This window comes from Xenorhabdus ishibashii, from assembly GCF_002632755.1.
GTDB classification, from domain to species: domain Bacteria; phylum Pseudomonadota; class Gammaproteobacteria; order Enterobacterales; family Enterobacteriaceae; genus Xenorhabdus; species Xenorhabdus ishibashii.
Genome location: NZ_NJAK01000001.1, coordinates 306757 through 331993 on the forward strand (window position 1 = coordinate 306757; position 25237 = coordinate 331993).

A 25237-nucleotide genomic window follows, 5' to 3' on the forward strand; every position below is an offset into this window, starting at 1 on the left:
AAAATGCGGATCAGGAGGAGAACATGAATTCACAAAAAAAAGATTTTGGATACATAGCTACATTCATAGCTATACCTGTATTCGCTGTAATTATAACTTATTTTTTTCATGACAAAATAAGATATAATAAAGATCTACTTAACTTTGTAGCAAACATGTTTTCTATCTTAACAGGCTTTCTCCTATTGGTTATATCAACCTCAGGAGAAGTGGCTACTGCTACAACAAATACGTCAGAAGAAAACAGATATAATAATGAAAGAAAATTCAAAATCAGGTTTCAAAGATATTTGTTTTTATTTTTTATATATTTGGTTGTGTTATGTTTAATTTTTATTTATTACCTCACCTTACCTCAAGGTGATATAACCAAACTAATTAACACTAAACCTGAAAAAATAACTATTATTTTGGAACCATTAATATGTTTTTTCAGTATTGTAGCCTTTTCTTGTTCCTTTTTTATTCCATTTAAAATTAAAAAACTATTTGAAGAAAAAATAAAGCGACAACAAAATTAACACTAACCTCAAGCCCTCCCCGCGAGGGCTTTTTCCCATCACGCCCCCCTGCCTCACATTCCACACCGAATCTGCTGGCATAAGGGGCATAGTGCCCCTGTATTTATTTCGGCTGTTCCGGCCACTGGATATCAGGCGTGGTAGAACAATCCACCCGATTGAGCAGTACCCGATACTTACGCCAGGCAGTGAGGGCGGATTTCTCGGCATCGGTGGCCATATTGAGGTCAACCGCATCCTGTAACGGGGCGATAGCGTTTGAGGCCTGTGTCATCCGATATTGTTTTTGCCGTTCCGCACGTCGCTGTAATTCCTCTGGCGTTGGCGGCGGAATATCGCCCCACGCAGGTAAACCATCCGTGCCTGCAATACGCCGCTTACCCTCTGGTGGGTTACGATACTCACGATACATCGCCTCATTCACCGCAATCCCATCAGACGGCCATGTACCCGCGTTGATATAATCCTGTTGCAATTCAGTGGGGTAAAACAGATTTTCCCCCGGAGAGTAGTGATACATGATTAATATCCTATTGCAAAATAAAATAATTTAGCTCTGAAATCGTCTGGAACGTCAGACACATGATCAATGGTCACCCACGCCCCCCAACGTGTACTGCCCCCAAAATAGGCAGACATCACCCCTTTGATACGGTCATCCATATTGGGTGTCGCAATACCGCCAAAACAATCTGTCGAGAAGGGGATCGGAAATTCCACCCATTCCCGCGATTCCCCCAATTTTCGTTCTGTATATCCCCACTGGAGAATAATCCCGGTGTGGCCGGATTTCCACCATCCCCGCAGATCCCGTAATGCCGTATCCCGCAGTGAATTAAACTCCGCCTGCGTCACATATGACGCCAGATAGGCGACTAAATCGTCAAGGGTCGATAACGTGCCTGATTTTTTAGGGAATGAAATAACGTAATTGTTTTTCTCGGAACCCGCATTTCGCCGATAGAGGTGGAGGTTATCCGAGGCATTATTAAATTCCGCCTCCAGGGCAAAACGGTCACCCCCGTTATTTTGTAATATCGCGCGGGGGAATGCGCCCGTGACGACCATCTCCGCGATATTGCCCCGGGCAAACCCCTCGGACACCCATTTTGGTGTTGCCGCACCCACATCATCTGCATTCAATATAATATTCTGGGACAGTGGCTTGCCGTTGATTTCCCGGTAATTAGGCACCGCCTCTTCAGCCCATCTCATGGTATTTGATAAACCGAGGTTTTTCACAAACTCCGATTTGTTGGGGATATCGGCGCCGTTTCGGGATTTTTCGAGGCGTGTGTTCATAGCATCGGTTACTGATTTTTGGCTCATTACCTGTGATATACCACTGCCTACAGATTGAACCACATCCGATTTATCGAATTTTTTATTCAATTCATCCAGAATTTGATTTGTATTAACCAGTTTCCACGCTGAGTTAATTTTAACTGCCGATTCGGTATTGAAGTTAATTTTGTTATTATCAATCAGACTTTGATATTCTTTTGTTTCATCATCAGATTGTAATATGGCTCCCTTAGGGTATCCGCCAATAGAATTAGCGTACTCCAGTGAGAATTTATATTTCCCGCCTTTAGATAAATGAACGATATTATCGGATATCTGGTTAAATATACCATTAAAATCCCTGCCGCTGGGTGGCAATCCACCAGCCGTAACAGGCATCATTGTAATCTGTGGAAATCCAGCGTCCCATGTGGCTTTTTGGTTGGGTAAATCTGATTTGTAGTCAGAAGGTATTTCATCCTTTTGTCCGTTCTGAGCAAAAGGCTTTGGTATTAAATTTGGGTTTTTCATTATTCACCTATTATGCAAATGATGCCTGATCGAATGGTTGAAATCCGGTTCCATAAAATCCGAAAAATTCACCTAATGGTAATTCTACGATACTTATTTTTACACCTGATGGTCGTGGCAATATTTGACGGTTATAAATTAAATTCTTTTCCAATTCAGATAATCGATATTCAAATACATATCGTGCCGTCATATGTCCGGTTATTAAATAATATGAACGTCCTCGTAAAAAACAGCATTTCAGAAATTGATTAATATTAGTAGCTGTTGTATATAAAATATTAGAAAATGCCTTCATTAAAATGACATCCCTGAATGTCGAATCATCCATCATATAAGATGTATCGGTTCCTCCAGAGAAAAAAGGCGCTTGATCAAATGGGGAATATTTATTTGTCTCGTTAAATCCGAAATAGTCAATACTCGGGTCTGGTATGGATAAATCCCTGCCAATGCCGACAATTCTGCCCCAAATATCCAGTCCAAACCCCCTCGCTGTGAGAACATTGGCCGCCAGATGATAAAATTCATTTGCATTCGCTCTGGGGTCAATAACTTCATTAACTGAATTGAGAATGGTGCAAATTGTAGGGCTGTTGGCGTATTGGCTGAGAAATGTCTCTTTTATATCAATCATCACTCAATCCTTATGTCATCTATGGACAGAGTAGGAAATTCATCAATACCGAAATCCAGATAGTTAGCCGCCGTATTGTGTCGTCGTGCTATTTGAATCGATATTAGCCGTTCTTGCGTTGATTGAGCAGTTGCACAAATATAATCACTGGCAATTAGGCGTTTAGCTATCCGGCCTTTACCCCTGCCTGTTTCGAACTCACTCATTATCGCATTGCGAACAGCCAATTTATCTTGGTGCGTTAACCTCAGCTTATCCTCAAATGTAACAATAAACTCGATAGGAATATGGTGTGGCCGGATAAATTTAATGTCATAACTAGGCGGCAGGTAGGGGAAATTATCTGTGTCCTCATATTTGACCTTTGTATTCCCTACAAAAGAACACCCAGAGCCAGCTTTTGCCAGAATCTGTCGCGCTATCTCATTATCATCACCACCCACGACAGAGACAGCGATAGAGTTTCTGATTAATGGGTAGTTTGTTACCCCAACCGTGATAGTTTCATTATCTGGATTATCAACGACATAACAATCAATGACATTTTTGATATTGGATACTGCGCCATAGGTCGCGGTATTGGTATTTTTGGCATTGACCGCGACAGATTCCTGTCGTCTCAATTCAAATTCCTGCCGTGATTCCTCATCTCTGCCGACGATAGCTGCTGATTTATTGATAACAGAGTCAACTCCATTGACATTTTTGACGACGCGGTTAATTGCGCCTATTGCAGCCGAAATCCTACCAGCAACATCACAGTAAACATTGACCGTTACCAATCCATTATCATCAATCCTGTCCTCTGTCTGAGTGCTCCATGTTTTTCCTGAGTCATCAGTAACCTGAAATCCAACCGGAATAACAGTGTTTGCCAGACCGTTAATCGTAACCTCAGCAACTGATTTTGTAGCACGATGGCGCTGTAGAAAATAGATATAACCCAGTGCATCCTGCATCATGCCGTCAGCGTAACGAGGGTCAAAGCTGTTCAGGAGATTGATAAAGAAGTTGCGTTCGTCGGTGATAATCGCAGTTAGCGTCGTCACTAGTTGGCCTTGTGGGGTTTTCATGTCGGTATTGAGATTGTCACCAAAACACCCTTTAAGTACCTGCCACCAGCCGTCAATCACCTCCTGCGTAGGGGGTGCTAATATCCCCTGCGGGGTAATTTGTAGTTTTGGGATCATAGTTCGATGGCTCCCTTGGTTCCGTTAATGTCAGTAAACAGTATTCGTCCCCTCACTACCCTGTCATTGGCGGTGCTGAGTTCCGCCGTAGCTGATATCACTCCCTCGACAGACATCGCTGCATCCTCTAAATACTTGCGGTACATCGCCAGTGAATAGCGGTTCTTACCTAAGATTTTCTCCAGATACGGAATACCGTCACCTTGTGAGTAGTACAGGTCTTTCACAAACACTCGACAGGCATTGGCCACTGATTGCGCTCTGGCGTACTGGTCTGAGGCAATAGCAATATTCCCCGCCGCATCGAGAGTTAAATCCCATGTGGCAGGCATTAAAAATAATGTCCGCATGATTACGCCTTCTGGTTAGGCGGGCTGGTATTTGAACCCTGCCCGTTATCGTGGTGATTATGACTGTTGTAGACTGTCCGCATTCCCGCCATTGATAGGGAATTGGTGGTTGTGTTATCGGTGATATCGCTCTTGGCATGAATGGTGCTGGTTGTCTCTACTGGTGCATCTAAAATGATCTTTGTACCCTTGACATTCACTACCCCTGTGGAAACAACATTGATTCCGTTTTCGAGGAAATGAACATACTGACTAGGTACACCGTTGAGTAATCCACCGATATAGAGACTATCAGCCCAATCAAATCGCCGTTTACTCTCAGGTGGAACTGACCTCTTGGCTCGCTTCACCTTTGAAATATCACGGGTGCAGACGAGGCAAATTCCCAAATCACCTACTTTCGGGTCGAGAATCACCGCATTTGCACCGCCCTGATACCGGAAATACGGCACATTGTAGATAACTGAGTTGTTATAGATATTTCCCGCGCCATCCACTTGTTGTACCAGTGGCAGGATATCAACATACCCCACAGGAGCGACGCCACCGCCCTTAACTTTTACCACCCTGCATATTGTCACCGTTCCCATCTTGCCAATGAGCGACCAGATGATGGCCTCTTGGGTCATCGCTCCACCAATAGTTACCTGTGGATCATATAATGAAACTTGTTCATCACTTCTTGATTGCGGCATAACTATCACCTCTTGGGCTAGCTCCAACATCCATAAACCACTGTGCTGAATCCTGCTCGGTTTCTAAAATTATTCTGACGCCATAAATCAGCCAATCACCATTACAGATAGATATCTGGCTACCAGTAACTCTGACAATGCCACCAAATCTTACCAATGGGTCATAGAAACATTTAAAATCAATACCTCTCGTTGAAGGAACTGGATAACCAACTAATCCAGTCTCTGGAGAAATAACAGGGATTTTTAAATTTCTTGGTTGTCCTTTTCTAGTTACACCAATGGAATTGCTTTCAATATATAAATTAAGATTTGCAGCTTCTGCCAACCATTTAATTTTCTCCATATCCGTATTTCCTAGATATACATCAGATAATTTCTCACTAACGCCATTAGATTCAAATGAATATCCCATGCGTTTACAGATATTACCCATGATATTTACAACATCTTGCTCGCCTTCATAACTCTCTGCATCAACTCCAGTCATTTTTTCCAAAATGGCAGTTTGTGCTTCAATCACTAGCGCAATATTAGGTGCATCCCCCATATCGGGACAGGCAAAGGTAATACCACCTTTGAAGACCTGTGATAACTCTTTACCTTCCTCACCAGCTTCAATTGTCACGGTATTACGCAATGCTTTTAATGTGCGAAATCTGATATGCAATAGTTTCTCCATCGTCTCCATTGGCAATCCGTAAACCTTGATTCGAGCATGAGGAGCAATAGCACCATTGCCGTAATTGATTTCGGCGCTAATCCGTAATCCGGTTGCAGAAAGTTTATTTTGATTGCTGGAGGTGAATGATTCGTCTTTGCCTGAGAGAGTGAGGGTGATTTTTATTACTTTTCTGTTAAATTTCATCATTCCATACCAATTTATAACGGGAACCGAGTCCGGAATATTCGGGATCGGTATTACCCTCTATATCCAAAAATACTAGCCACCTGCATATATAGGTAAGATTCCGACAAATACGATTACATACCAGATATTCACCATTTTGTTTTACCGTGGCGAATATATTTCCTAACCGAGTCTCTAGGGTTAATTCAATTAAATCTGCACCAATAGAAAATGAGGTTGTTTGGTTAGGAATGGGGGATATAGCTATTTCAACAATCACAATTGGAATCCTCCAGATAACCATTTATTAAGTTCTTTTAGTTTCCCTCCGGTTAATTGATCCGCAAATTCATAGGATTCCTTCATTGCATCATTAAATGCTGATTCAGGATTACTTATTACATATTTCCACCACGACTTATCCCCCTTTTCCACTTGCTGCTTCTGAGATTCCACTTTTTGCGTCTGATCGCCCGTATCCTTTTTCTTGGCATCATCAGGATTTTTAACCTCTTCCTTGTCATATTTCACTTTGACTTCCCTGATTTCTTCGAGGTGAAGATTCACTTTGAGCAACGTCGCGCCATCCTTAGCCTCCCTTGCGATGTCATATCCCACGATAGCTGCGTTGATATAGACGAATTCAGGTGTGACGACATGAAATTTCAGGGTGCTTTTAGCTAAAATCTCAAGCTGGGACAAAAAAGCACCTCGCTCTAACGTTCCACCACTGCTTTTACTTAACTGCACCGTAACTTTATATGGCTCTCCAACTTTGTTGTACGTAGCAAATGAACCGTTCTCTATCGGAGCACTTACAACCCGATACTGGTTCTGGTATTGCAGGGATATCACGCTATCTGCCAGTAAAAGAGGGATACCATACTGATTAAATATCCCCCAGTAGTTGCCGAACAGTGTATTGATTAACGCCGCACCACCCAGACTAATTCCGGCATCGATTGCAGCGTTGGGGATACCCTTCCAGTTAGGGATATCTGGTTTTCCAAACATAGTTCACCCCGTTTTTTGGATGTAAAAAAACCGCAGTTAAGCGGTTCATTGGATATTTAAAGCCATCCTTGGCTTAAATTTAGTTCAACAAACTGACTTTTCGCTCAAGGCCGTTCTTAAGAATTAATATAGGACCACTCACGTTACTAAATGCTCCGTTAAACTCCTGCGCTATATCAGGTGCCAAAACAGATAAATGTGGGTTGAGCGTATCCCAAGTGTCCTTGAGGTGCATTAGGTTTCGATATAGAGCATTGGCATTTCTAAGTTCGAGTGACAGATCGATTTGTTGAGGTATAGGTAGCTCTTCCCGCCCCAAAAACTCACCCTCAATCACTTTAGTTGCCAAATACGCTATCGCAGACGGAAGTTGATCATGGCTGAGTTCGTCAATATGGTTTACCCCAAACTCACGATGCACCATCTGGAATAACGTTCTATCACTAATGCCATATTTACCCATCAGAGTATTGACTAGGCCGCGAAGAGGAGTGCGATCTTGGGTTGAAGTCTTCTTCGCCTTAACCTCACCCGTAGTCCAGTATTCATAAAGCACATCATCGCATTCTTCCTGATAGCGGATAACTTTCTCACGGATTGATGCTTTAACTTTATTGGGACTGATAGAACTTAACCATGCGGCTAATTTTCTAAATGCAAGGCAAACTGTTTCTTGAGCGCCACCCAGAGAAGGTATCACCATTTTGATCATACCTTTAGCAAACCTTTGATTTAGTTTGCGTAACTGAGGTTCCCACGCTAATCCCATGCCATCGACAATCGGTTTCATCGGTACATACGGCTCACCGTTATAATTAACGACATAGAGATCTGCGCCATAAAATGGAACGTTAATGGTTTTACTAACTTCTTTAGTTGCTATAATAGACATGTCTATTTTCCTTGAGATGGTATTAGACGTTTATAAGAAGCCCCTGACTACTGCAATAGTTGGGGCTTCGCCGTTTGAGAGCGACAATATTTATCGCGTAATTGTAACGTTATGTAAAGGTGATTGGCCGTGAATTGCGAAGCACTTCGAAGATTCAATCATTTACACACGCAATACGGGTAAATACATATTGTTAACCCTAGCAATCACTGTTAGATTGGCCGATTCTGTTAAATAGATCAGTATTTGATCACGTCCTTGTGTTCAATCCTTAAGCTACTTCAACACCATGAATTAAATGTCTCAGCGCCTTAATGCCATTCTCGTTATAACGGAATGCTTCGACTTGCTTACTTGAGTGAGCGGATTTATCCAAAAAGAACTTGCCGTGTTGTTCATTTTTGAGGTTATGCTCATTGGCAACCCGTCCGATTTTGTTTGCTGACACATCCAGCATTTTTCCAACTTCACCCGCTGTGTAGTATCTTTCCTCCAGCACAGGAAGAGGGACTGCTTCAAAACCGACGATAGGGTTAACAATATTGGCTGCTGCGCACTGCTTCGCTTCTCTACTCAAGTTTGGCATCAGGTCAAACAGGCTGGAGATCGCATCAACCGACATTTTCAACGTTCTGGCACGGCGATATTCAGGTAATCCAGATTGACTCTGTTTGATTGAATAACTTCCTGTTTCCATAATGGATGGAAGCACAGACTCAAACACCCAATCTTGGAAACGTTCGGCCGAAGGCAAATTACTACGCATCACCAATCTGAACATATCTGATTGACCAGCAAGGATGACTCCACGAGGATTTTCACCTAAGCCCAATTCTAACGATTCGTTATAATTAAGTTTAATCAGATGCTTACAGTGATCTTTTAATGCTTTGGATGGATTGGTATACCCTAAACTCTCTGCCAATCCCACAGCAAAGAATACTGGCTTACCTTTATATTTCAGGCCAGAAATGGTTACTAATTGGTCGTTGCTTGACTTGAACTCAAAATGTTTGATAATTGACTTCATATCTCTCTCCAGTGATATACCTATGAACACCAGTAACTGCAAAATACTGGTTTTCTGTTTTCAGAGCGCCTGCAAGTACTCTGGAAATTTGATTTGTCATTCGTTACAATGACTAAGTTGTTTGTCTCACACGATAAATAACACTCAGGAGCCTTAGTTGTTAGCGCAGCTAAGGCTTCGCTGTTTTTATTCTGTATTCTTTAAGCTGCTTTACCCACACTCAACATCTTAGCTAGTTTGGAAATGCCTTTTGCAGTCACAAGTACTTGCTCGCAAACTCGTTCGGTTCCATCATCTTTGGCAACAACGGTTATTTTATGTTCCAGTAAACCTTGCTGTAACTTATCCTGATAGCCAACCCAAGATTTTTTACCTAAACGGCGATAAATCCATTTGCTTGAAGACAGGGTATCGAAAAGAACTTTCGGCTTTACTTGTAGGTGTTTCGCGGCATCGGTAATACACATACTGCCAGTAGTTTTTTTGGCTATGCGTTCAAAGGCATCTACATCTGGCTTCATTTCAGCGACCTGATCTTCCAGTGCAATCACTTTCTCGGTATAAGTAAGGAGTATCCCACGCAGCGTATCGGGGTCACGCAACATCTGCATTGGGTCTGTAGTTACTGGTGCCAACTTACCAGAACGGTAATCAATGAAGGTTTGGTTTACCTGCAATTGGAACGATGGTCTTATCCATCCGGCATATGAAACAGCGAGAAGTTCGTGAGCGAAAGTGCCTTGATTATTACCACCATTGTTAACATTGATCACTTTTAGACCAGACTGCATATTTGCAGTCTGAATATTTTTCAATGAGTTAGACTCAAGTTCATTGATCAACTCTTGAGCTTGCTTGGTTCTTAGCCACTGATTCGGAGCTTTATTTGAACCAGTGCCACTAGCCCTATGCAAAGCATTCAGGTTAAAACGACCTTCTGAATCGGTAGTGATTTCCACGCCTGCAATGACAGGAAGGTTATTATTTGCTATATTCACTTTGTCACTCTCTTTGTTATGGGTTGACATGTTAGTTTCTTGAAGCGTTACTGACAAATTAGAGGCCTCGTTGGTGGTAGCCTTCGAGGTTTCGACTTTATTACCCAATTCTCTTTTTCTCATCATTGATACTCCATACCAGCCTTTGGATAATTGCTGAATTCAAAGACAAGCCTTCTTCTTTCGCCTTTGACATAACGTGTTCTTTCACTCTTTTCGGTAAACGTAAGCTGAACGTTTCTGTTGCTCTTTCTGTGTACAGGGCATCTTTCATTTTTATCTCCTTGGGATTAATTTGACACCATTGATATTAATTTAACACCATTGCGGAGGGTGTCAAGTTAATCCTACAATATTTTTATTATCATGCGAGGAAATAAGAAAATGGCTAAGTATCCAAGCCAAATGCAAGACAAGTTTAATCTACGCTTTCCTGACGGAATGCGTGATGCTATTGCTGAGAGAGCTAAAAAGAATGGGCGCTCAATGAACTCTGAGATTATTCAGATTTTGCAAGATGCACTTGATACTGGTGTTAGTCAGATCGACCTAAACATGTCGCCAGAGGATGCTCAGGCCACACTCGAGGATGGAATAGAAGAATTTAAAAGGTTGCTTACCCAAAAACAGGAAGAAATATTAAATACAGCAAGAGTCGTCGCAAAACTAGTTAGTCATAAAAAAGATAAATAACCTGACTGACTATTTATCTTTCAATTCCGTCCAGAAAATGGAGGCCAACCAAACATGCCTCCACATACAAGACCAAAAAACAACCAAGCGAGCGGCTCGAATAAAAAATGGAATTCCTTAACTATATTAAAAAAATCTTGCATGATTACGCACCTATTATCAGTTTATTGTGTTTCCTGTTAGGTCTTTACATTGGTAATAAGCAGGCCATCCGATACAGTGCCTTTTACTGTGTTAGAAGTTGTGGTTACATTAATGTCTCCGATGGTGATATCAGTTTTGTTATTCACGCTAGCCATAGGCATACTGTGTATTCTTTCAGTTTGAGCGAGGAACTCATGAGGCCATCCTTGGCTCACAGTTAAAATGGATAGTTTGGCTTTCTCAGGTTATGTAGCACCATCCAATTATCCATCTGAATAGCTTTAATTTGGATATGCTCACTGGCCTTTTCCAGTATTTGTCTTGCACTATTGGCACATTTGATAGCGATTTGTGGATGGGTAGCATACGCCCCAGCTAATCTATGTTCGGCTAATTGAAGTAACGGTTCTATATCCATCATGTAATTAGCCATATCGACAGAATGCTGCCACAGCCAACAGAGTGTTTGCAGGTCACTGTCTGATATTTGCTGTTGTGCTACTGGTGCGGGTAATTCTTCTTTTGATAACAATTCACCCTCTAATGGAACTCGTGCAGCTAAAGAAAGTGCTTCTGTGAACTGCTCACTTTCTATTTCTTTGTAAGTACATCCAAAGTGAGTTTTCAGGGCTGACCACATAGTTATCATTGCTTTGGCTTGGCTCTCTTTTGGTAACGCCTTGCCACGATTGAGAACCAATTGTTTGATAGCCTCTTGCTGGTCTGGTGTGATGCGTCCGGCTATCTGTTTAGGCTGTTTACGGGGTTTGGCTTCTATTTGTCCCGTTACAAGTGCATCGTAGGCGCGAATAACTTTCAGAGCGAAAGCAGCGCTGATCCACATGGCATAAGAATAAACAAGTTCTTTGCATACGTAAGTGCCGCCATAGCGACCTTTTTTTATGAATACAGGTTCAAAGGTAGAAAATCCTACCTTTGAAATTTCTTCAATTAAATCGTTAGTGTGTTGAGTATCAAGCCAATGGACAGGTTTATTTTTTTGTTCACCACCGGATGCAGTATGTAGATCGTTTAATGAATAACGACCATGTGAATCTTGGTGAATAGTAATATCAGAGATAATAATTTGATTAGTGTTATGTGGCTCACGAATTGCTATACTGGTCATGTCAGTTTTCTCCAAGGACTCTGGCAATTTCGAAGCCCTGACTATTACCAGTAGTTAGGGCTTCACCGTTTATTGATGCATATTTGTTTAAAGCATGGACAATTTCTGAATTCATTGAACGCCCATGAATTTTTGCTAACATCCTCAATGTGATTCGTAAGTCATTAGGCATACGAATATTTACTTGAGGCGGTCTATCGCTAATTGGCATGATAACTCCTCTATAATGGTAGCCAATGGCTACCATTGATAAGATAGTAGCCATTGGCTACCATGTCAACATGATTTATATTTATTTGAGGTTGCTATGAGTAGAGACCCACAAATTAACATTCGCTTACCTCAAGAATTGAAAGAAAAAGTTCATCAAATCGCTAGCGAAAATAGACGCTCTGTCAATGCAGAGATAGTTAAAATGATAGAGTCATCGATAGATGAGTATGAGTTTTTCAAGGATTCAGAGGGTGTAGGACATTACAGTTTTGAAGATTTTCCTGATGAGCACGAAATCTTAGATAGAGAGTGGAAAGCGAAAGTTGAAAACGCAATTGATCTTTTGAAAAAAGAATTGCTGTCAGTGAAAATTGATTAATATTGTCTTTTTTAACAACACGAACATCTTTGTCATCGAATTTGAATGTTGTGAATTCGCTACTCACTTTTGCTATACTAGTCATGTCTATATTCCTTGCTTTGGTAGTAGACAATTAGAAGCCCTGACTATCCCCACGATGGTTGGGGCTTCACCATTTTAGGCATTTATAAGTCCATCTTCACGCAATGTTCTTTTGAGTCGCTGAACCAATTCTGAGTTAAGAGATCTCCCTTCTTTTTTCGCTACATCTTTCAAGACCTGTTTTAACTCTGGTTCTATTCTTAGTCCAAGAGGTGGTATTTCTCTAATTTTCATATCATCATCCGTGTAGCTAAGGTGTAGTCATAAAGCTAATACAATGACCGTATTTCGTCAATGTTTTTTTAGCTACACTGTGATGCCAAATACTGTCAATGAGTAGCTAACATGAAAGGAATGAGAAGCATTACCCCTCTTGGGGTTAGAATACCTGATGATTTAAAAGAAAAAATTCAAGAAAGAGCTGCTAAAAATGGTCGTTCCATGAACTCTGAAATAAACATGATATTGCAATCCGCTATTGACGAAGAAACAAAACCTAAAAACATAGATGAACTAGCGCAGCTTGAATCAGACAAATTCAAAGAGTTATTTATGGAAACCGTTAAGCGGATGTATGAAAACCAGAAAAAATGAGGTAGTTGTGTCTAAAAGGCCATATAAAAACCCGCAGGTTAATCTGAGATTACCTGTTGAGTTAAAAGATGAAATCAATAACTTGGCTGATATTAATGGGCGTTCAGCAAATGCTGAAATGGTTGCAGCTATTGAGCATTGGGTTCATATGAAACACGAAATCTCAGATGATGAGCTACCATCTATAGCTAAAAGATTAGCCAAAGTAGAAGCTCAACTGGATAAACTTACTAAAAAATAAGCCCCAGTGGGGCTGTTTTTAGTCGTAGAATGAGTGTGTTATAGGAGATTTAAGGTCATCAATATACCTATAACATTGAAATTTTTGGCTCATCCTCACTCCAAAAGCATTGGTTCCTGAAAATTCGATGTACAAGTAATAAATAGGGCGTCCATCAAGCTTTCTCTCTTCCAAGATGACGTTATCTTCTTCATAGGTTTTGGGGTATTTCAAACTTAGTTTTGGAATATCTCTACATGCAATATACATCCGTGTCTTAAGTTTTTCCCTTTCAATTTCATCCTTGTTCGCTAAGTAATATTCACGAGCTTTTCTTTCTTCCTCAGCCTTACGCTTCTTCTCTTCCTTTTCATGTGCAATTTTTCGAGTTTGCCTGTCTTTCTCTATTTTTTCGTGTTCAGCAAGTTCTTGTTTTTCCTGAGTAGTCAATTGAGAAGCAGGTTTTGATTTCAACTGGGCAATATGCTCGCGTCCTTTTTCCGTCTCATAATAGAGATGGATTGCAAACCCGATTACCAAAAGAAGTAACAGCTGGAGCGTCTTTTTCATGCTAACGATCCTAGCCTTTTAATTTATAGTAGTTATATTTGCCACATCACAAACAACAGGCGTCACATGATGTGCAGTGTGAGAATGATAAAAACCACACATAACTCTTGCTCGCTGCCCTTTCATTTGTCTGAACTTTTCCATCATCCAGTCTTTGTCCATTGCTAGCTGTATTGTACTCACACCTATTTCTGTAAATGTCTCGGTGTCCTCATCATCACTTGACGGCGCAATCACGTTTACTGGAGAATCCAATTTTATGACTGGCATTTCTTTTAAACTATATGGCAAGCCATCATCATCACCGTCTACAGTTGAAAGAATACCGCTTACACCAACAGTCTTAAAATACGGGAGATCGGTAGCATTAGCGGTAGCGGACACCAAAAATAGAGCAACGGCAATTTTCTTTAACATCTTTCATCCTCTTAAGATTCGTTAAAGTAATTCTGGCATCTTGTATAAAGAAAATACAGTAAAAACAAAGCCGCGCTAGGCGGCTATTAATAACTATTCATTCTTTCGCACTTACCTAACACTGTATTTATAGGGCTAAATGCGTCATCTGTGCTTAAAATTGCCATCATACCCAGCTTTTCACTGCCTATAAGGAATGCATAGTTACTATCGTTCACATACTCTTTATATTTCACGGAATTATTACTGCTAGATTCAAGCTTAACCGTTGCGGCAAAGCTTCCCCAAGATGGGGATGGTTTTGCACTTATCGGTATGTTTGGATGAAGATCCGTAACTAGATATTTTCCCTCTTCATCTTGCTCGATTCTTAACATAGCCCGTGGGAAATGGCCGGACGGGAATTCTTTAAAATTGCTTAATATCCCACTTGGATAAATACCACAAAAATAGTTCCCATTACGAATATCAAGTTTGCCATTATCACTAACATAAACTCCGTTATCAGCAATGGCTCCCATTGAAGCAAATAAAATAGCTATACAAGTAATCTTCCCAAACATTCATCACCTCAGACTCCAGTAAACTTGATTTAATTATAATCCTTCTGAACAAATAAGATACAGAAAAGCAAAGTTGCTATTACGCCTCCCTTATCCCATAGATGGGATTATTTGAGACAAACTTTCTCTAGCTGCTTGTCCTGCATCCGTTACCGTTCCAGTCACCGTATTAGCTGTAGTGGTTACATTAATGTCTCCGATGGTGATATCAGTTTTGTTGCTCACAGTAGTAGGCATGGAATTTATTTTTTGAGTCTGAGACAAAAATTCAGCGCCTGCGTTTGGCATGTTGCTGACCATTGGTTTTGATATATATTCAGAGAATGAATTAATATTATTAGCTAAATTGACGGTAGGATCACTCTTCCTCTTGATTGCAGCCATAACCAGATTCTTATCGTACGGAAGTGGTTTCCCTATCTCCTCCTGACTCATGGCATTCATAAGGGCGTACATCATGTTATGGTTATTTAAATCCAATCGATCATGCCTACCGACGCCTAGCCGCTGCGCAACCCTATCAATATAATCCTCTGTGCGGTTTTTATCTTTTCCACCTGGGGGCGCCCATTTTCGTACAATTAAATCGACGGATTGGCGTTTAACGTTATCTGTCAGCCCATTGAAATATCGCCTCAATTGCCATGCTGTGCGCTCCACCCCTTCATAAGGAGTGTTAAATTTAGCAAAGCGCTTCTCAGGGTGATCCTCTACTGTTGCCCCTTTTTGCTTGGCAAACTCCATATTAAGAGGGTTGTTGTTACGTTCTCCTCTGGTATTACCTTTTTGAGTTTCAGGTAATGGCTTGGGCTTCGGTTTATTCTTTGCACCATCAGCAGCGATTTTTGCAGCCTTATTAAATGAATCAACGGTACTTCCCACCACACCAGACCAGTTAACTCTACCTTGCTCGTCTGTGTTGCTCTTTACTATATTTGTGCCCACCTGTATTGAATCGGTGATGAGTTTCACTTCGGGTAATGATTTTGCTGTATCAAACAGTACTTGGCCTTGCTCTGATACTGTTTCGGCGTTTGTTAGCTTTTTGACTGTTTTTACGGCCTTAGCTGCTTTAACACCTACTTTCGCCATATCTTTAGCTGCTGAATCCCAGTCGAATTCATCAATCTTGGACTTAAGTTCATTGAAAGCCCAAATAGCACCACCAATCAATGCACCAGGCCAACCAAAGAACCTCAATAAACCTAACCCTGCCAAGCCTAATGTAGTTAAAATACTCGCTAACCAAGGGCCACCTAAGAATAACGCAAGGCCACCTAGGGTGAGTTTGAATGAATCCAGTTCGCCTTTTTCATCAGTGAACCATTTGCCGATAGTAGTATCTTTGAACCACTCCTTGAACTCACCCAGTTTCTTAAGTATCCACGTGATTGATTCATCCCACTCTTTCCAGTTAAGTACAGAATCACCGCCTTTTTTCCATGTCTGGTAATCGTCATACAATACCCAGAGTGCAGCAGCAAGGGCAAGAATGATTCCTGTAGTACCAAGCAATGGAGCAAAAGCCAGTAGTAACATACGGCCTACACGGAATAATACTGGGATAAGCGTCAGTGTTAAAAAGACTGATAGCAGTCTAAATACATTAAGAGCCGTCTCTCGGTTTTTATTCAGGTATTCAAGGAACCCTGTCACCATAGTAGAGAGTTTCAACAATCTCGGTATCAGGTAATTAGCAACAATAGTTTTCAGTCCTTCCCATTGTTGGCCGAGCACTGAGTTTTGCTCTCTGAGTTGGCGGTTAAGTTCCAGTTCCTCTTTGGTGGATATGACTACGTTTTTCTGCGCGTCCAGTTTTTTCTGAACCGCATCTTTTCCTTCAAGTAACAGATTGATAGTGCCTTCATCCAATCCCATACTTTTAGCAATACTATACGCTTGTGGGCGTGGTAGCTTAGATAAGCTGTCTGCCATATCCAGTAGTATATCGTCCAGATTTCTGATTTTCCCGTAGGAATCTACCACCCCAACACCTAGCGCATTGAAAAATGGCAATATGGACGCATCGCCGACTGTAACCAAATCCCACAGTGATTTATTGAGACTGGACATGGTGGCCGCCATGCCGTCCGCGCTACCACCAGACATTTCCGCGACGTTCTGCCACTTTTTGATGGTGTCCGCGTTCATGCCTAAATTTTTGCTTAGAAAGTGAAGCTGATCGTTAGACTGTGAGACCTCGCTAACCAATTTTGCCAGCCCGCTAGAGACGAAAATCGTCGTGAACAGGCCTGCAAGTGCTTTAACAGCGCCGCCAACGGACTTACTCATTTTCTGAGTTTTATCGGAAGCGTCACTGAGTTTGTCGGAAAAACTCAACACAACATTAGATGTATTTTTAGTGGTTTTACCGACAATTTCAGTCGATTTAGTCAAAGATTGGTTAGACTGATTCAAATCTTTTGAACTGTCCGCAGCCTTATCGGTTCCATCTGACAATTTCACTACCGTAGTAGATGCGCCATCAGCCTTCTTATCCAGATCATCAAGTGCTTTGATTGCTTTGTTCGCATCACTAGCAAAACCGGACATGTCCAATTTTAACGCGACAAGCAGCGTGTCAACTAAGGTCGCCATTGGGACTCCTTTTTTAGAAACAAAAAAGGTCGCAATCGCGACCCTGTGCAGGTGAACTAAGGCTTTTAGTCAAGCCTTGAGTCCGTAAAGCTCATTATGATTAACTGCTTTATTGCAGAACATACTTCAATAAAAACCCCCTCTTCTGATGGAGAAGAAATGATGAATTCTTTCTGTCCGCCACCCACATCAACATGAAGATTTCCATTTATTATCCACATTGAAATACTAACAGCATGAAGATCACCTCCCGTCAAAGGTGAATCATCAACGGTAGTAGCTATCTTGAACTTTAACTCGTAGTTTTCACTTAGACTGAGTGACTCTAAAGGTTTTTTGTGGAACTTACCTTTTTCATCCACAGATCCAATTGAAACATAGCTATATTCATCACCTTCACTATCCCGCCAAACACTATTTGTTAGTGATAATGAAGCACAATACTCATGGACTAACTTATGTCCATATTTCTGTAACTCAGCTTTGCGAAGTCGATACTTACTCTCAAGATTGGCTCTTTGTTTCTTAATGTCTTCATAAGTAATTGACATGCCTTTCTCCATAAGTTCGTTATTACGAATGAGCATGATTACCACCTTTAGAAAATTTAACGTGACCTAAAACAAAAAGGCTATGCAATGCACGGCCTTAGATTTATGCCTGCTTTTAACCACATCAGGCGAGGTTGCACTCACTTTTCGCAATTAAGGGAAAGTGATAGCTTGGTTGATCCACAAACAAAATGAGGAAAAATGATGGCTGATGAATTAAAAAGTCCATTACTGAAACCGACTGATGCTGCTTATCAGGTTGTAATAGAATTGATAAGGTCTGGCGCCTTTGTTGGTGAACCTATTGATGGCTCAAAAAAAGCAGACGCTATAATTAAGGTTTTCGATAAATTAGAATTGCGTTTTAAGAAAATCAAGAGTGAAAAAAGTTAGCTTTCAATAAGTTTTGAAAAGCCTTTCACTATACTTTCAGCCAGATTTTCCAGTCTGGCTGTTTGTATTTCCTTCTCCTTGCCATCGACTAATCCCGCTTCACGAATAACAATTGTTTTATATACTTCAATCGCTGCTTTTCTTGCATCAAACTCTAGATCTTCAAATTTCATTATTTTTCTCCAATGAGTTAATTCATTCTGTTACACCTATCTAGTACCGCATTTACCGGGCTAAACGCATCGCTACTGCTTAATACGGCGATTACCCGCCAGCAACGCACATGGGAATAACAGTAAAGCGGCGGCAATCTGCTTTAACATCTGTCACCTCACTTATATTTAGCGTGATTCAAATATAGCATTTGCGCTTAAATAACATACAGGCGATGTTAATGCGGGTCGCTATTGAGTTTTTCCATCAACTGCTTGTTGTATTCACTGACTTGATGTATTTCAATCAGATTCAGCGCGGCTTCGAGTCCATATATCGTAGAGAGTTCGTGATAGGTCGCATACCCTGACGTCACGACCTGATACACGATGCTGGAGACGTTATTTGTCTCTGCCAAAATGCCATCTTTTAGCGGCAGGCCAGCCTTTAATTTTTCGAGTCTGAGCCAGCGCCTTGTGTTAAAAAATCAATGTGGATAGCTAGCGCCTCCTTTCGCAGAATAAACATTGTCTTAACATCTCTGATATCGGAATTGAACTCGATAGCTCGGGCATTCCCTCCGGATGGAACGATTTGTACGCAGTCGAGTAGTTCATTCAGTAGCGGAATACCTTCTTCCGCACGAATGCTTGATAATGCCTTAATAGCAACTTGCGCCATCCCCATCATTCCCATTTCAGGCCGGATATCACCAATATCAATACCACCGTTAGCGATAGTGAATAAGGCACGCATCGCCCAGTCATCAGCCTTAACAATCGGCATTTCAGTGATAACAAACATTTTCCCTACATCACGGCCTGATTCGATAGTGATTGTTTTGGATTTCAAGTTGGACATTATGCAATTTCCTCTGCGCCGTTAGTGATCATGTTGAATTTGTAGCTGGTTCCGTCCAATAATTTTTTGCCGCTCGCGCCCCCTGTCATGCTGATTAGTCCACCCGTGCCGCTATAGCGTTTTTTGATAGAAGGGAGCTCCACCACAATATCAATAAACCGTGCCTCTTTATTACTATTGAAATCTTTTCGAATATTCTCCATTACCTGAGTTGACGGGCTGTTCGCCTCCAGATACAGCGTCCACTGTGTTTCATGAGGGACGTAGCCGACAGACTGCTTCCCGTCCACCCCAATACGGGTTTCTCCGAGAGTGACCTCGCCGAATTCCCACGCATTATCCGCCTGAAATCCCTGAATCTGGACGTAATCGTCATACACCCCTTTACACCTCAGCATGAGTACGGCATTTGCTGAGGTGATCGTGTTTGGGTTGTGCCCCATTGTCATTATATTGCTCCTTACTGGACGTTAATTGATGGAAGCTCGACTCTCTGGACACTACCACCGTCGGCATACCAGAATTTCAATGGCATTGATTTACGTAATCCGCGAGTCTGTGCAGGTGTGTCATCAATGAGGACACACCAGCCCTCAGCCTGAATCTGAGCAGCAGCATCAAAACCCGCCTCGACGTTAATTTGTTTTTTCTGTTGTTCAGACAAAACAACGCCGCGCTGAATACCGCCAAACCGTAACATTTGGTCAATGGGGTCTTTGAGAGCTGCGCGATGAATAGCTTTTCCGGTTTCGTTATAGGGAATGGATTTAAAACTGGTGAGCATGGTCATTAACGCCAGTTGTAATTGGCTGTTCAGGAATACCTGATTGACGTAGCTATCCATCCATTTGAATTTGCCGGAAATTGAACCCTGATTCACGAATATGAACCGATCATTGGCTGTACCGTAAGCACCATAGAAATTAAATCTGAGACGCAATAGCTCATCAGCTAATGATTTCTCGGTCACTGTGGGTTTTAGACCTTCCTGACGACGGAACGCAAATGTTGCCCGACCGTTTAATTCATTAAAATTCAATGATGCCGCATAGGTACAAGCAAATGCGCCATGAGTATGGTCTCCGTACATCAGGCACGTTCCGCCAATATCGGATTCGTGAATGGCGCTAGAAATTGCCTCCAATGCCTCCAATGCCACCAAATCGCCATTGGAATACAACACGTGTACATAGCGGTCATTTTGTAACGTCACCCATCTGGAAATAGCTATTTTCTCATCAGAACTGAAATCACCAATCGCCATAATGGAAACAAAATTATTCACCTCTTTGGTAATGCGAGGCATCAATTCATCAATAGTATCCGCATCAATACCATTATTTTTCTGTGCGCCTGCTTCCTCTGTCAGCCCCATGTATTCGGCCAAATCACCAGAGCCGAAACTGATAGTACCACCAGTACCTTTTTTAGCGCCTTCAATGGCAAATGTACGGCTGGTAGGGTCATATTTGCATACACCGGCTTTGGCTAGTGATGCTGATACAGCCTCGGCCAATGCGGAATAGGATTTAATTTCTACTGGCGTAATGGTGACAACTTGGTGCTTACCGTCAATATCCAGCTCCAGTCCTTGAGGGATATGGTTAAAATCCCTGATTGGTACTTTGCTACCCACCAGCTTTGCAGCCTGATTGGTTGTCACCATTGACGCGATATACAGCGTTTCGGGTCGGGTTGTTGAGCCGACAAAGCCTGAAAAATAGACCTGTGCGGCTTCATATTCTTTGGATTTCGTTCCGAAGATTTCTGAGACCTGCTCGGAACTGCCGAATGCTTTTACACCCAACATGGCGCTAGGGGTGCTTTTAGTAATAAAAATAGCGTTCAATGCCAAGGGATTTCCGCCCGTGCCAACAACGCCGGGCAGGACGCTGACAATGTCACTTGCCGGAATAGAATTCATAGGTATTTACCTTATTAAATAGCGTTGAGATCAACAGAGAATGAGTCGGTACTATCGACTGAGTAGATCGTTTCGGGGTTATATTGCAGCTTGATTTCAAGCATTACGCGGTTTTCGTACTGGTTAGCCTCGTTCAACAGAACCATTTTGCGAGGCTGCTCACTGTAGAGTGGCTGGCATTTTTTGAATCGAGCTGTGGTATAATTCGACTGCCAGAGATTTGCCACTACCCGTGCTCGTGAATCAGCTTCATCACCGTAAAAATCTAACTGCATAGTCAATTCGACAGAGCGTTGTGCTGTGATGGTTGCCGATTCGTGATGGTAATAATTGGCAATGTAATCAATATCTCGCTCAAACAAAACGTGCATCACAACACCGTTTTCAGGAGCTGGAACATCATTTTGATATCCCTGAGTAACGTCGCACTGAAATAACTCAATGAGATATTTTCTAACTTCAATGAACAAATCAGCGTGAATAACTGTTATTGCCGCCATAGCAGCACCTTAACCCACGTCGGGTAGGACTCAATGACTTTGGTAACATTCCATTCTGATTCCTCATTTTCACCGTAGGCTGTGAATTTTATTCGGTCAGAGCCTTTCTGTTTTGTTCTCCGGATTGCTGATATTTGCCCTCTGGTATAGGCATAGATGAACTGCCCCTGCTGATTAATCACCCCCAAATGCTCTAAATCTTGCGTGCTGAGACTTTGGAGCTGCACCGTGATTTCATGTTCAGTATATTTGGGGATCTGTTTACCGGAGTCCGTTATCGTATATCCATCGTTTGTTAGTAGAACAGCGTTGGTATTCGGGTTAACAGCAGTGATTAGGCTGTTGGCAATACCTCTGACATTCATTTATTTCCCTCCTTTCACGATTTCATAATCAATCGCTCGCTGCATACTACCGGTGTCCACCAGCGTTTTATCTGGAGCAGCTATTCCTTTTTTGGCTTTTCTCGCGATGGTTGCTGGGGCATTCGGAGGGGGTAATGATTGCTCGATACTGTCTTGGATATCTAACGCCATTTCTTTACCCACCACATTGAACGCAGCCTCTATATTACTGCCATCCTGCATCCTTCCGCGAAGTTGACTAGCAAGAAGTTGCGCCCACTCGTTAGATTTGTTCGCAATAGTCGCGCGCATAAAAGGACGGGGCGGAATGTTTTTTGTACCGAATTCATTAGCGGCAGCATAGGGGGCGATCGATTCACCCGTTTTTTCATTGGTAGCACCTGCCAATACTCCAGCTTGTACCTGAATTGTTTGTGTATTGGCGATGCGTTCCAGTGCCGCTCTGAGCTTATCGCCACCTTTGATAGCCATGATTTATCCCCACGGATGATAATGTTTCACCGCTGAATAGCGTCCACCCACCACATACTTACGGGTTGCCTGCCAGTACATTTGTCCACATGGCGTTGTTTTAAACCACGAAGCATTGGCAACATCAGGAACCGCAAACGAGACACTGACTGCCCCCTCCGTTGCGCTGGATGCGGGTCCCGCCTGTTCGTTATTTCCCCATAACGTTACTGTCGCAATATGACAGGCCAGCAGATACAGTAGCGTCTTACGTTCCTGTGTGCCATTGGGTTCATAGGGAATAATCGAGTTATCGGAGTTATCCAGCAGTAGGCAGGCTACATCAAACGCCTGTTGCAGTTGTCCGTCCGTCAGGACGCCCGCAAATCGAGGATACAGTTTCAGGAATTCGCCACTATCAAATGTGACGACCGCCATCAGGCATTCTCCTTTGCAGGTTTAGTGGTGGTCTTACTGGTATCAACTGGCTCACGACCATGACGAAGCTTTTTTTTCTCGCGCGCCTTGTCATTGGCGCTTGCCTCTTTTTCATCCCAGATGCACAGATTGTTTTTGAAAATTGCCATCTCACCGTAAGTTTTCAAGATGTAATCCCATTTATCCGCATCGACTGTCGTTTCTCCATAGAGACCAACTGGAAGTATGCCTTTTTCCTGTCCAAATAGATGAAAGGCATTTCCCGCCAAAACCACACTGGTACTATCCGGCATTGGGAACTCAATACCATGCGGGTGATTAAGGCGGACACTAACAGTTTTTTCTTTTGACATTCTGACTTTCTCCGAAATAAAAAATGGCCTCCTGAGAGACCATTGAATTTTTGATTGTTATGTATGAGTTACATGCCCGTCATTTGAGCTATGGCTGCAGGGATACGAATCACCGCACCGTAAGTGGTTGCAGTGAATTTCTGCGAGAATGAAGATATTTCAGGCACAATGCGACCTGCTCGCATTTTCTCACCAAAACCTAACAACCCAGTTTCCATGCCTGCAACTTTAGGGGCGATCAACTGCATAGTTTCACCACTTACTCCGCCCAATTGTGGCAAACTGACGATTTCTAGGTTACTGAAATAGGTCGTCAGCATCTTCATCACTGAAACGTTAAAGTCTGTTGCATCCCCGAGTTGCACGCGCAGTGTTGGAGAAATAGTCAGAATTAACCTGTCACGTTCAGAAACTAACCCTTGAGTCTGATTAACCAAACGCGCAAACAGGTTCAGAACATCGTTATAGCGCTGCCGTGTGTTTTTATCAATCCACTTAATTGAACTCTTTTCCCCTGAAGGGGCAGCAACAATCGCAGGAGTTAAGTTTGGGTCATTTAATGCGCCGTAAATTTCACGGCCTGCCACCCCTAAAAGGTAGAATTTATTGCTGTCGATATCGATAATGGTCGCTGCTGCACGCTGTTTATCCGCAGCAAGATTGATTTTCGCCTCAGACGCCATATCCGCCTCTAAATCACCATACTGAATGATAGTTTGATAGCGATATTGCTCGCGAACATGCCATTCGTAATTCGTGCCAGATTTACCGGAGTGACCAAAATCTGAATAGGCGGCGGTATTACCCGTGACCTCATTCGCGCGCCATTTCATATATGGCGTTGTCCAGTCTCCGCGTTTTTCCTCACTGAACACCTCGCGTGCATTACGCGGAGCGGTGAGAATTTCGATAATTGTCGGATCTACATAGGCCAGCAATTCAGCCGGAATAGTAGAGTTTGGTGAGGTGATTAACGCCGCATCTTGAATCAATCGCGGCATATTGTCGCGGGTGATCCATTCACGGGCACCGTTAAAAACAAAGCCGTATTTTTTGGCCTGCTCAAAAGAGAGTTTACTCATTCTATTCTCCAGTACGCATGACAAATTCCACCCGTTATTACAGGGTGTTGTCATGCGTGAATAATTTCAGTCAGGTAATTAGGCAGTCTGCCAGTTAGAAATTAGGGCGAGGTTGCTGTCAGTGTCGTAGTATTTGACAATCCAGTCGGTTTTGACGTGACCTTCAATCGGGGTTTTTGCATCACCTGTTTGAATACTGCCATCAGTCGTAGATGCAAACACCGTCTGACCAGTGGACGCACTCTGATTGGTTGGCGCACACCAGAAATCACCACGAGCTGCAATTGTAACGTCTGTCTGGTCTGGGATAGTCATTGTTGCAGGCGATGTCAGGTTATAGTTGTAATACGCTAGTATGCGCTCAACAAAGCCCACCGGTGCGCTTTTGCCTGTTGTGGAGGCTTTGACCTGCCGGAATGGATCCGTGCCTGCAAACACGAAATGACCGATGGTGATCTCGCCTTCTGCTCGCGGATTGCCCTGCGTGTAAATCACGGGGTTTTGTGTGGCTCTGTCACCGGGAACCGCCGGAGCGTAGTACAGTCCAACCTGTTTTTGTAATGCCATGATA

Annotated in this window: 39 protein-coding genes; 6 read left to right on the forward strand and 33 right to left on the reverse strand. The window is 42.4% G+C overall.

The genetic code is table 11. From position 1 onward, the window contains the following. Nucleotides 1-23: 23 nt before the first annotated feature. Complete coding sequence (locus tag Xish_RS01330) at nt 24-521, forward strand: hypothetical protein (RefSeq protein WP_099116368.1); 498 nt, start codon at nt 24-26, stop codon at nt 519-521. Between the two features lie 103 nt (nt 522-624). Here the strand turns inward: Xish_RS01330 and Xish_RS01335 are convergent, their stop codons facing one another. The 13 genes from Xish_RS01335 to Xish_RS01400 all read right to left on the reverse strand — a co-directional run bounded on the left by Xish_RS01335 (nt 625) and on the right by Xish_RS01400 (nt 10266). Then, entirely contained in the window at nt 625-1041 is a 417-nt protein-coding gene (locus Xish_RS01335; protein ID WP_099116369.1) for a tail fiber assembly protein, read from the reverse strand. 2 nt (nt 1042-1043) lie between these two features. After that, nucleotides 1044-2336, reverse strand: coding sequence for a gp53-like domain-containing protein (locus Xish_RS01340; protein ID WP_099116370.1), 1293 nt, complete (start codon nt 2334-2336; stop codon nt 1044-1046). Nucleotides 2337-2346: 10 nt separating this feature from the next. After that, complete coding sequence (locus Xish_RS01345) at nt 2347-2973, reverse strand: baseplate wedge 1 family protein (protein WP_099116371.1); 627 nt, start codon at nt 2971-2973, stop codon at nt 2347-2349. Beyond that, a complete protein-coding gene (locus tag Xish_RS01350; RefSeq protein ID WP_099116372.1) occupies nt 2973-4163 on the reverse strand; it encodes a baseplate J/gp47 family protein in 1191 nt (396 codons plus the stop codon). The genes Xish_RS01345 and Xish_RS01350 overlap by 1 nt, the downstream gene beginning before the upstream one ends. After that, the gene (locus Xish_RS01355) at nt 4160-4513 is read right to left on the reverse strand and encodes a hypothetical protein (RefSeq protein WP_099116373.1); all 354 of its coding nucleotides are present in this window, start codon (nt 4511-4513) and stop codon (nt 4160-4162) included. The genes Xish_RS01350 and Xish_RS01355 overlap by 4 nt, the downstream gene beginning before the upstream one ends. A 2-nt stretch (nt 4514-4515) precedes the next feature. Then, a complete protein-coding gene (locus Xish_RS01360; protein ID WP_208614792.1) occupies nt 4516-5208 on the reverse strand; it encodes a phage baseplate protein in 693 nt (230 codons plus the stop codon). Further along, nucleotides 5189-6079 carry a baseplate hub protein gene (locus Xish_RS01365; protein WP_141553925.1) on the reverse strand — a complete coding sequence of 297 codons (891 nt, stop codon included), beginning with the start codon at nt 6077-6079 and terminating at the stop codon, nt 5189-5191. Before Xish_RS01365 ends, Xish_RS01360 begins: the two co-directional genes overlap by 20 nt. Next, nucleotides 6066-6338 carry a phage baseplate plug family protein gene (locus tag Xish_RS01370; protein ID WP_099116375.1) on the reverse strand — a complete coding sequence of 91 codons (273 nt, stop codon included), beginning with the start codon at nt 6336-6338 and terminating at the stop codon, nt 6066-6068. Before Xish_RS01370 ends, Xish_RS01365 begins: the two co-directional genes overlap by 14 nt. Further along, nucleotides 6335-7072, reverse strand: a complete 738-nt coding sequence (locus Xish_RS01375) for a phage baseplate protein (RefSeq protein ID WP_099116376.1) — start codon at nt 7070-7072, stop codon at nt 6335-6337. The genes Xish_RS01370 and Xish_RS01375 overlap by 4 nt, the downstream gene beginning before the upstream one ends. Nucleotides 7073-7151: 79 nt before the next feature. Then, nucleotides 7152-7964 carry a phage antirepressor N-terminal domain-containing protein gene (locus Xish_RS01380; RefSeq protein WP_099116377.1) on the reverse strand — a complete coding sequence of 271 codons (813 nt, stop codon included), beginning with the start codon at nt 7962-7964 and terminating at the stop codon, nt 7152-7154. A gap of 271 nt (nt 7965-8235) precedes the next feature. Next, nucleotides 8236-8994, reverse strand: a complete 759-nt coding sequence (locus tag Xish_RS01385) for a BRO-N domain-containing protein (protein ID WP_099116378.1) — start codon at nt 8992-8994, stop codon at nt 8236-8238. Nucleotides 8995-9194: 200 nt separating this feature from the next. Continuing rightward, entirely contained in the window at nt 9195-10118 is a 924-nt protein-coding gene (locus tag Xish_RS18760) for a phage antirepressor KilAC domain-containing protein (RefSeq protein WP_208614793.1), read from the reverse strand. Beyond that, on the reverse strand, nt 10093-10266 hold the full coding sequence (locus Xish_RS01400; protein ID WP_099116379.1) for an Arc family DNA-binding protein: 174 nt from the start codon (nt 10264-10266) through the stop codon (nt 10093-10095). Before Xish_RS01400 ends, Xish_RS18760 begins: the two co-directional genes overlap by 26 nt. A gap of 110 nt (nt 10267-10376) precedes the next feature. On the opposite strand from Xish_RS01400, the gene Xish_RS18850 reads away from it, so the two are divergent. Beyond that, complete coding sequence (locus tag Xish_RS18850) at nt 10377-10685, forward strand: Arc family DNA-binding protein (RefSeq protein WP_244185878.1); 309 nt, start codon at nt 10377-10379, stop codon at nt 10683-10685. A 361-nt stretch (nt 10686-11046) separates the two neighbouring features. Here Xish_RS18850 and Xish_RS01410 read toward each other — a convergent pair whose 3' ends face one another. Next, nucleotides 11047-11958 carry a KilA-N domain-containing protein gene (locus Xish_RS01410; protein ID WP_208614794.1) on the reverse strand — a complete coding sequence of 304 codons (912 nt, stop codon included), beginning with the start codon at nt 11956-11958 and terminating at the stop codon, nt 11047-11049. Nucleotide 11959: 1 nt separating this feature from the next. Further along, nucleotides 11960-12223 carry an Arc family DNA-binding protein gene (locus Xish_RS01415; RefSeq protein ID WP_099116380.1) on the reverse strand — a complete coding sequence of 88 codons (264 nt, stop codon included), beginning with the start codon at nt 12221-12223 and terminating at the stop codon, nt 11960-11962. Nucleotides 12224-12265: 42 nt separating this feature from the next. Here Xish_RS01415 and Xish_RS01420 point away from each other — a divergent pair, with 42 nt between their 5' ends. Beyond that, nucleotides 12266-12550 carry an Arc family DNA-binding protein gene (locus Xish_RS01420; RefSeq protein ID WP_099116381.1) on the forward strand — a complete coding sequence of 95 codons (285 nt, stop codon included), beginning with the start codon at nt 12266-12268 and terminating at the stop codon, nt 12548-12550. Nucleotides 12551-12709: 159 nt separating this feature from the next. Here the strand turns inward: Xish_RS01420 and Xish_RS01425 are convergent, their stop codons facing one another. Further along, nucleotides 12710-12868: an Arc family DNA-binding protein gene (locus Xish_RS01425; RefSeq protein WP_072059788.1), complete on the reverse strand. Its 159-nt coding sequence runs from the start codon at nt 12866-12868 to the stop codon at nt 12710-12712. Nucleotides 12869-12979: 111 nt separating this feature from the next. Here Xish_RS01425 and Xish_RS01430 point away from each other — a divergent pair, with 111 nt between their 5' ends. Beyond that, nucleotides 12980-13228, forward strand: a complete 249-nt coding sequence (locus Xish_RS01430; protein ID WP_099116382.1) for an Arc family DNA-binding protein — start codon at nt 12980-12982, stop codon at nt 13226-13228. Beyond that, nucleotides 13209-13469, forward strand: coding sequence for an Arc family DNA-binding protein (locus Xish_RS01435; protein WP_244185879.1), 261 nt, complete (start codon nt 13209-13211; stop codon nt 13467-13469). The genes Xish_RS01430 and Xish_RS01435 overlap by 20 nt, the downstream gene beginning before the upstream one ends. 18 nt (nt 13470-13487) lie before the next feature. Here Xish_RS01435 and Xish_RS01440 read toward each other — a convergent pair whose 3' ends face one another. From Xish_RS01440 to Xish_RS01460, 5 genes are all read right to left on the reverse strand, one after another. Then, a complete protein-coding gene (locus tag Xish_RS01440) occupies nt 13488-14018 on the reverse strand; it encodes a hypothetical protein (RefSeq protein WP_099116383.1) in 531 nt (176 codons plus the stop codon). A gap of 18 nt (nt 14019-14036) precedes the next feature. After that, nucleotides 14037-14435: a DUF4431 domain-containing protein gene (locus tag Xish_RS01445; RefSeq protein ID WP_099116384.1), complete on the reverse strand. Its 399-nt coding sequence runs from the start codon at nt 14433-14435 to the stop codon at nt 14037-14039. Between the two features lie 86 nt (nt 14436-14521). After that, nucleotides 14522-14998: a hypothetical protein gene (locus tag Xish_RS01450; RefSeq protein WP_099116385.1), complete on the reverse strand. Its 477-nt coding sequence runs from the start codon at nt 14996-14998 to the stop codon at nt 14522-14524. Nucleotides 14999-15088: 90 nt separating this feature from the next. Further along, nucleotides 15089-17596 carry a hypothetical protein gene (locus Xish_RS01455; RefSeq protein WP_099116386.1) on the reverse strand — a complete coding sequence of 836 codons (2508 nt, stop codon included), beginning with the start codon at nt 17594-17596 and terminating at the stop codon, nt 15089-15091. A gap of 65 nt (nt 17597-17661) precedes the next feature. Continuing rightward, nucleotides 17662-18183: a hypothetical protein gene (locus Xish_RS01460; RefSeq protein ID WP_099116387.1), complete on the reverse strand. Its 522-nt coding sequence runs from the start codon at nt 18181-18183 to the stop codon at nt 17662-17664. A 165-nt stretch (nt 18184-18348) separates the two neighbouring features. On the opposite strand from Xish_RS01460, the gene Xish_RS01465 reads away from it, so the two are divergent. Beyond that, nucleotides 18349-18540, forward strand: a complete 192-nt coding sequence (locus Xish_RS01465; protein ID WP_141553926.1) for a hypothetical protein — start codon at nt 18349-18351, stop codon at nt 18538-18540. Here Xish_RS01465 and Xish_RS18495 read toward each other — a convergent pair. The 12 genes from Xish_RS18495 to Xish_RS01520 form a co-directional block, all read right to left on the reverse strand. After that, complete coding sequence (locus Xish_RS18495) at nt 18537-18713, reverse strand: hypothetical protein (protein WP_167383198.1); 177 nt, start codon at nt 18711-18713, stop codon at nt 18537-18539. The two genes, Xish_RS01465 and Xish_RS18495, sit on opposite strands and share 4 nt — an antisense overlap. Nucleotides 18714-18931: 218 nt before the next feature. Beyond that, nucleotides 18932-19069, reverse strand: a complete 138-nt coding sequence (locus tag Xish_RS01470; RefSeq protein WP_208614795.1) for a hypothetical protein — start codon at nt 19067-19069, stop codon at nt 18932-18934. A gap of 71 nt (nt 19070-19140) precedes the next feature. Further along, on the reverse strand, nt 19141-19554 hold the full coding sequence (locus Xish_RS01475; RefSeq protein ID WP_099116390.1) for a hypothetical protein: 414 nt from the start codon (nt 19552-19554) through the stop codon (nt 19141-19143). Beyond that, complete coding sequence (locus Xish_RS01480) at nt 19554-20003, reverse strand: phage tail fiber protein (RefSeq protein WP_099116391.1); 450 nt, start codon at nt 20001-20003, stop codon at nt 19554-19556. Before Xish_RS01480 ends, Xish_RS01475 begins: the two co-directional genes overlap by 1 nt. A gap of 11 nt (nt 20004-20014) precedes the next feature. Beyond that, a complete protein-coding gene (locus Xish_RS01485; RefSeq protein ID WP_099116392.1) occupies nt 20015-21478 on the reverse strand; it encodes a DUF3383 domain-containing protein in 1464 nt (487 codons plus the stop codon). A 14-nt stretch (nt 21479-21492) separates the two neighbouring features. Beyond that, nucleotides 21493-21978, reverse strand: a complete 486-nt coding sequence (locus Xish_RS01490) for a phage neck terminator protein (RefSeq protein ID WP_099116393.1) — start codon at nt 21976-21978, stop codon at nt 21493-21495. After that, the gene (locus Xish_RS01495) at nt 21966-22343 is read right to left on the reverse strand and encodes a hypothetical protein (protein WP_099116394.1); all 378 of its coding nucleotides are present in this window, start codon (nt 22341-22343) and stop codon (nt 21966-21968) included. Before Xish_RS01495 ends, Xish_RS01490 begins: the two co-directional genes overlap by 13 nt. Next, nucleotides 22344-22814 carry an HK97-gp10 family putative phage morphogenesis protein gene (locus Xish_RS01500; RefSeq protein WP_208614796.1) on the reverse strand — a complete coding sequence of 157 codons (471 nt, stop codon included), beginning with the start codon at nt 22812-22814 and terminating at the stop codon, nt 22344-22346. Nucleotides 22815-22817: 3 nt separating this feature from the next. After that, complete coding sequence (locus Xish_RS01505) at nt 22818-23231, reverse strand: DUF4054 domain-containing protein (RefSeq protein WP_099116395.1); 414 nt, start codon at nt 23229-23231, stop codon at nt 22818-22820. After that, nucleotides 23231-23584 carry a hypothetical protein gene (locus Xish_RS01510; protein ID WP_099116396.1) on the reverse strand — a complete coding sequence of 118 codons (354 nt, stop codon included), beginning with the start codon at nt 23582-23584 and terminating at the stop codon, nt 23231-23233. Before Xish_RS01510 ends, Xish_RS01505 begins: the two co-directional genes overlap by 1 nt. Nucleotides 23585-23652: 68 nt before the next feature. Then, nucleotides 23653-24666 carry a major capsid family protein gene (locus Xish_RS01515; RefSeq protein WP_099116397.1) on the reverse strand — a complete coding sequence of 338 codons (1014 nt, stop codon included), beginning with the start codon at nt 24664-24666 and terminating at the stop codon, nt 23653-23655. Nucleotides 24667-24744: 78 nt separating this feature from the next. Further along, on the reverse strand, nt 24745-25233 hold the full coding sequence (locus tag Xish_RS01520; RefSeq protein ID WP_099116398.1) for a structural cement protein Gp24: 489 nt from the start codon (nt 25231-25233) through the stop codon (nt 24745-24747). Nucleotides 25234-25237 lie beyond the last annotated feature (4 nt).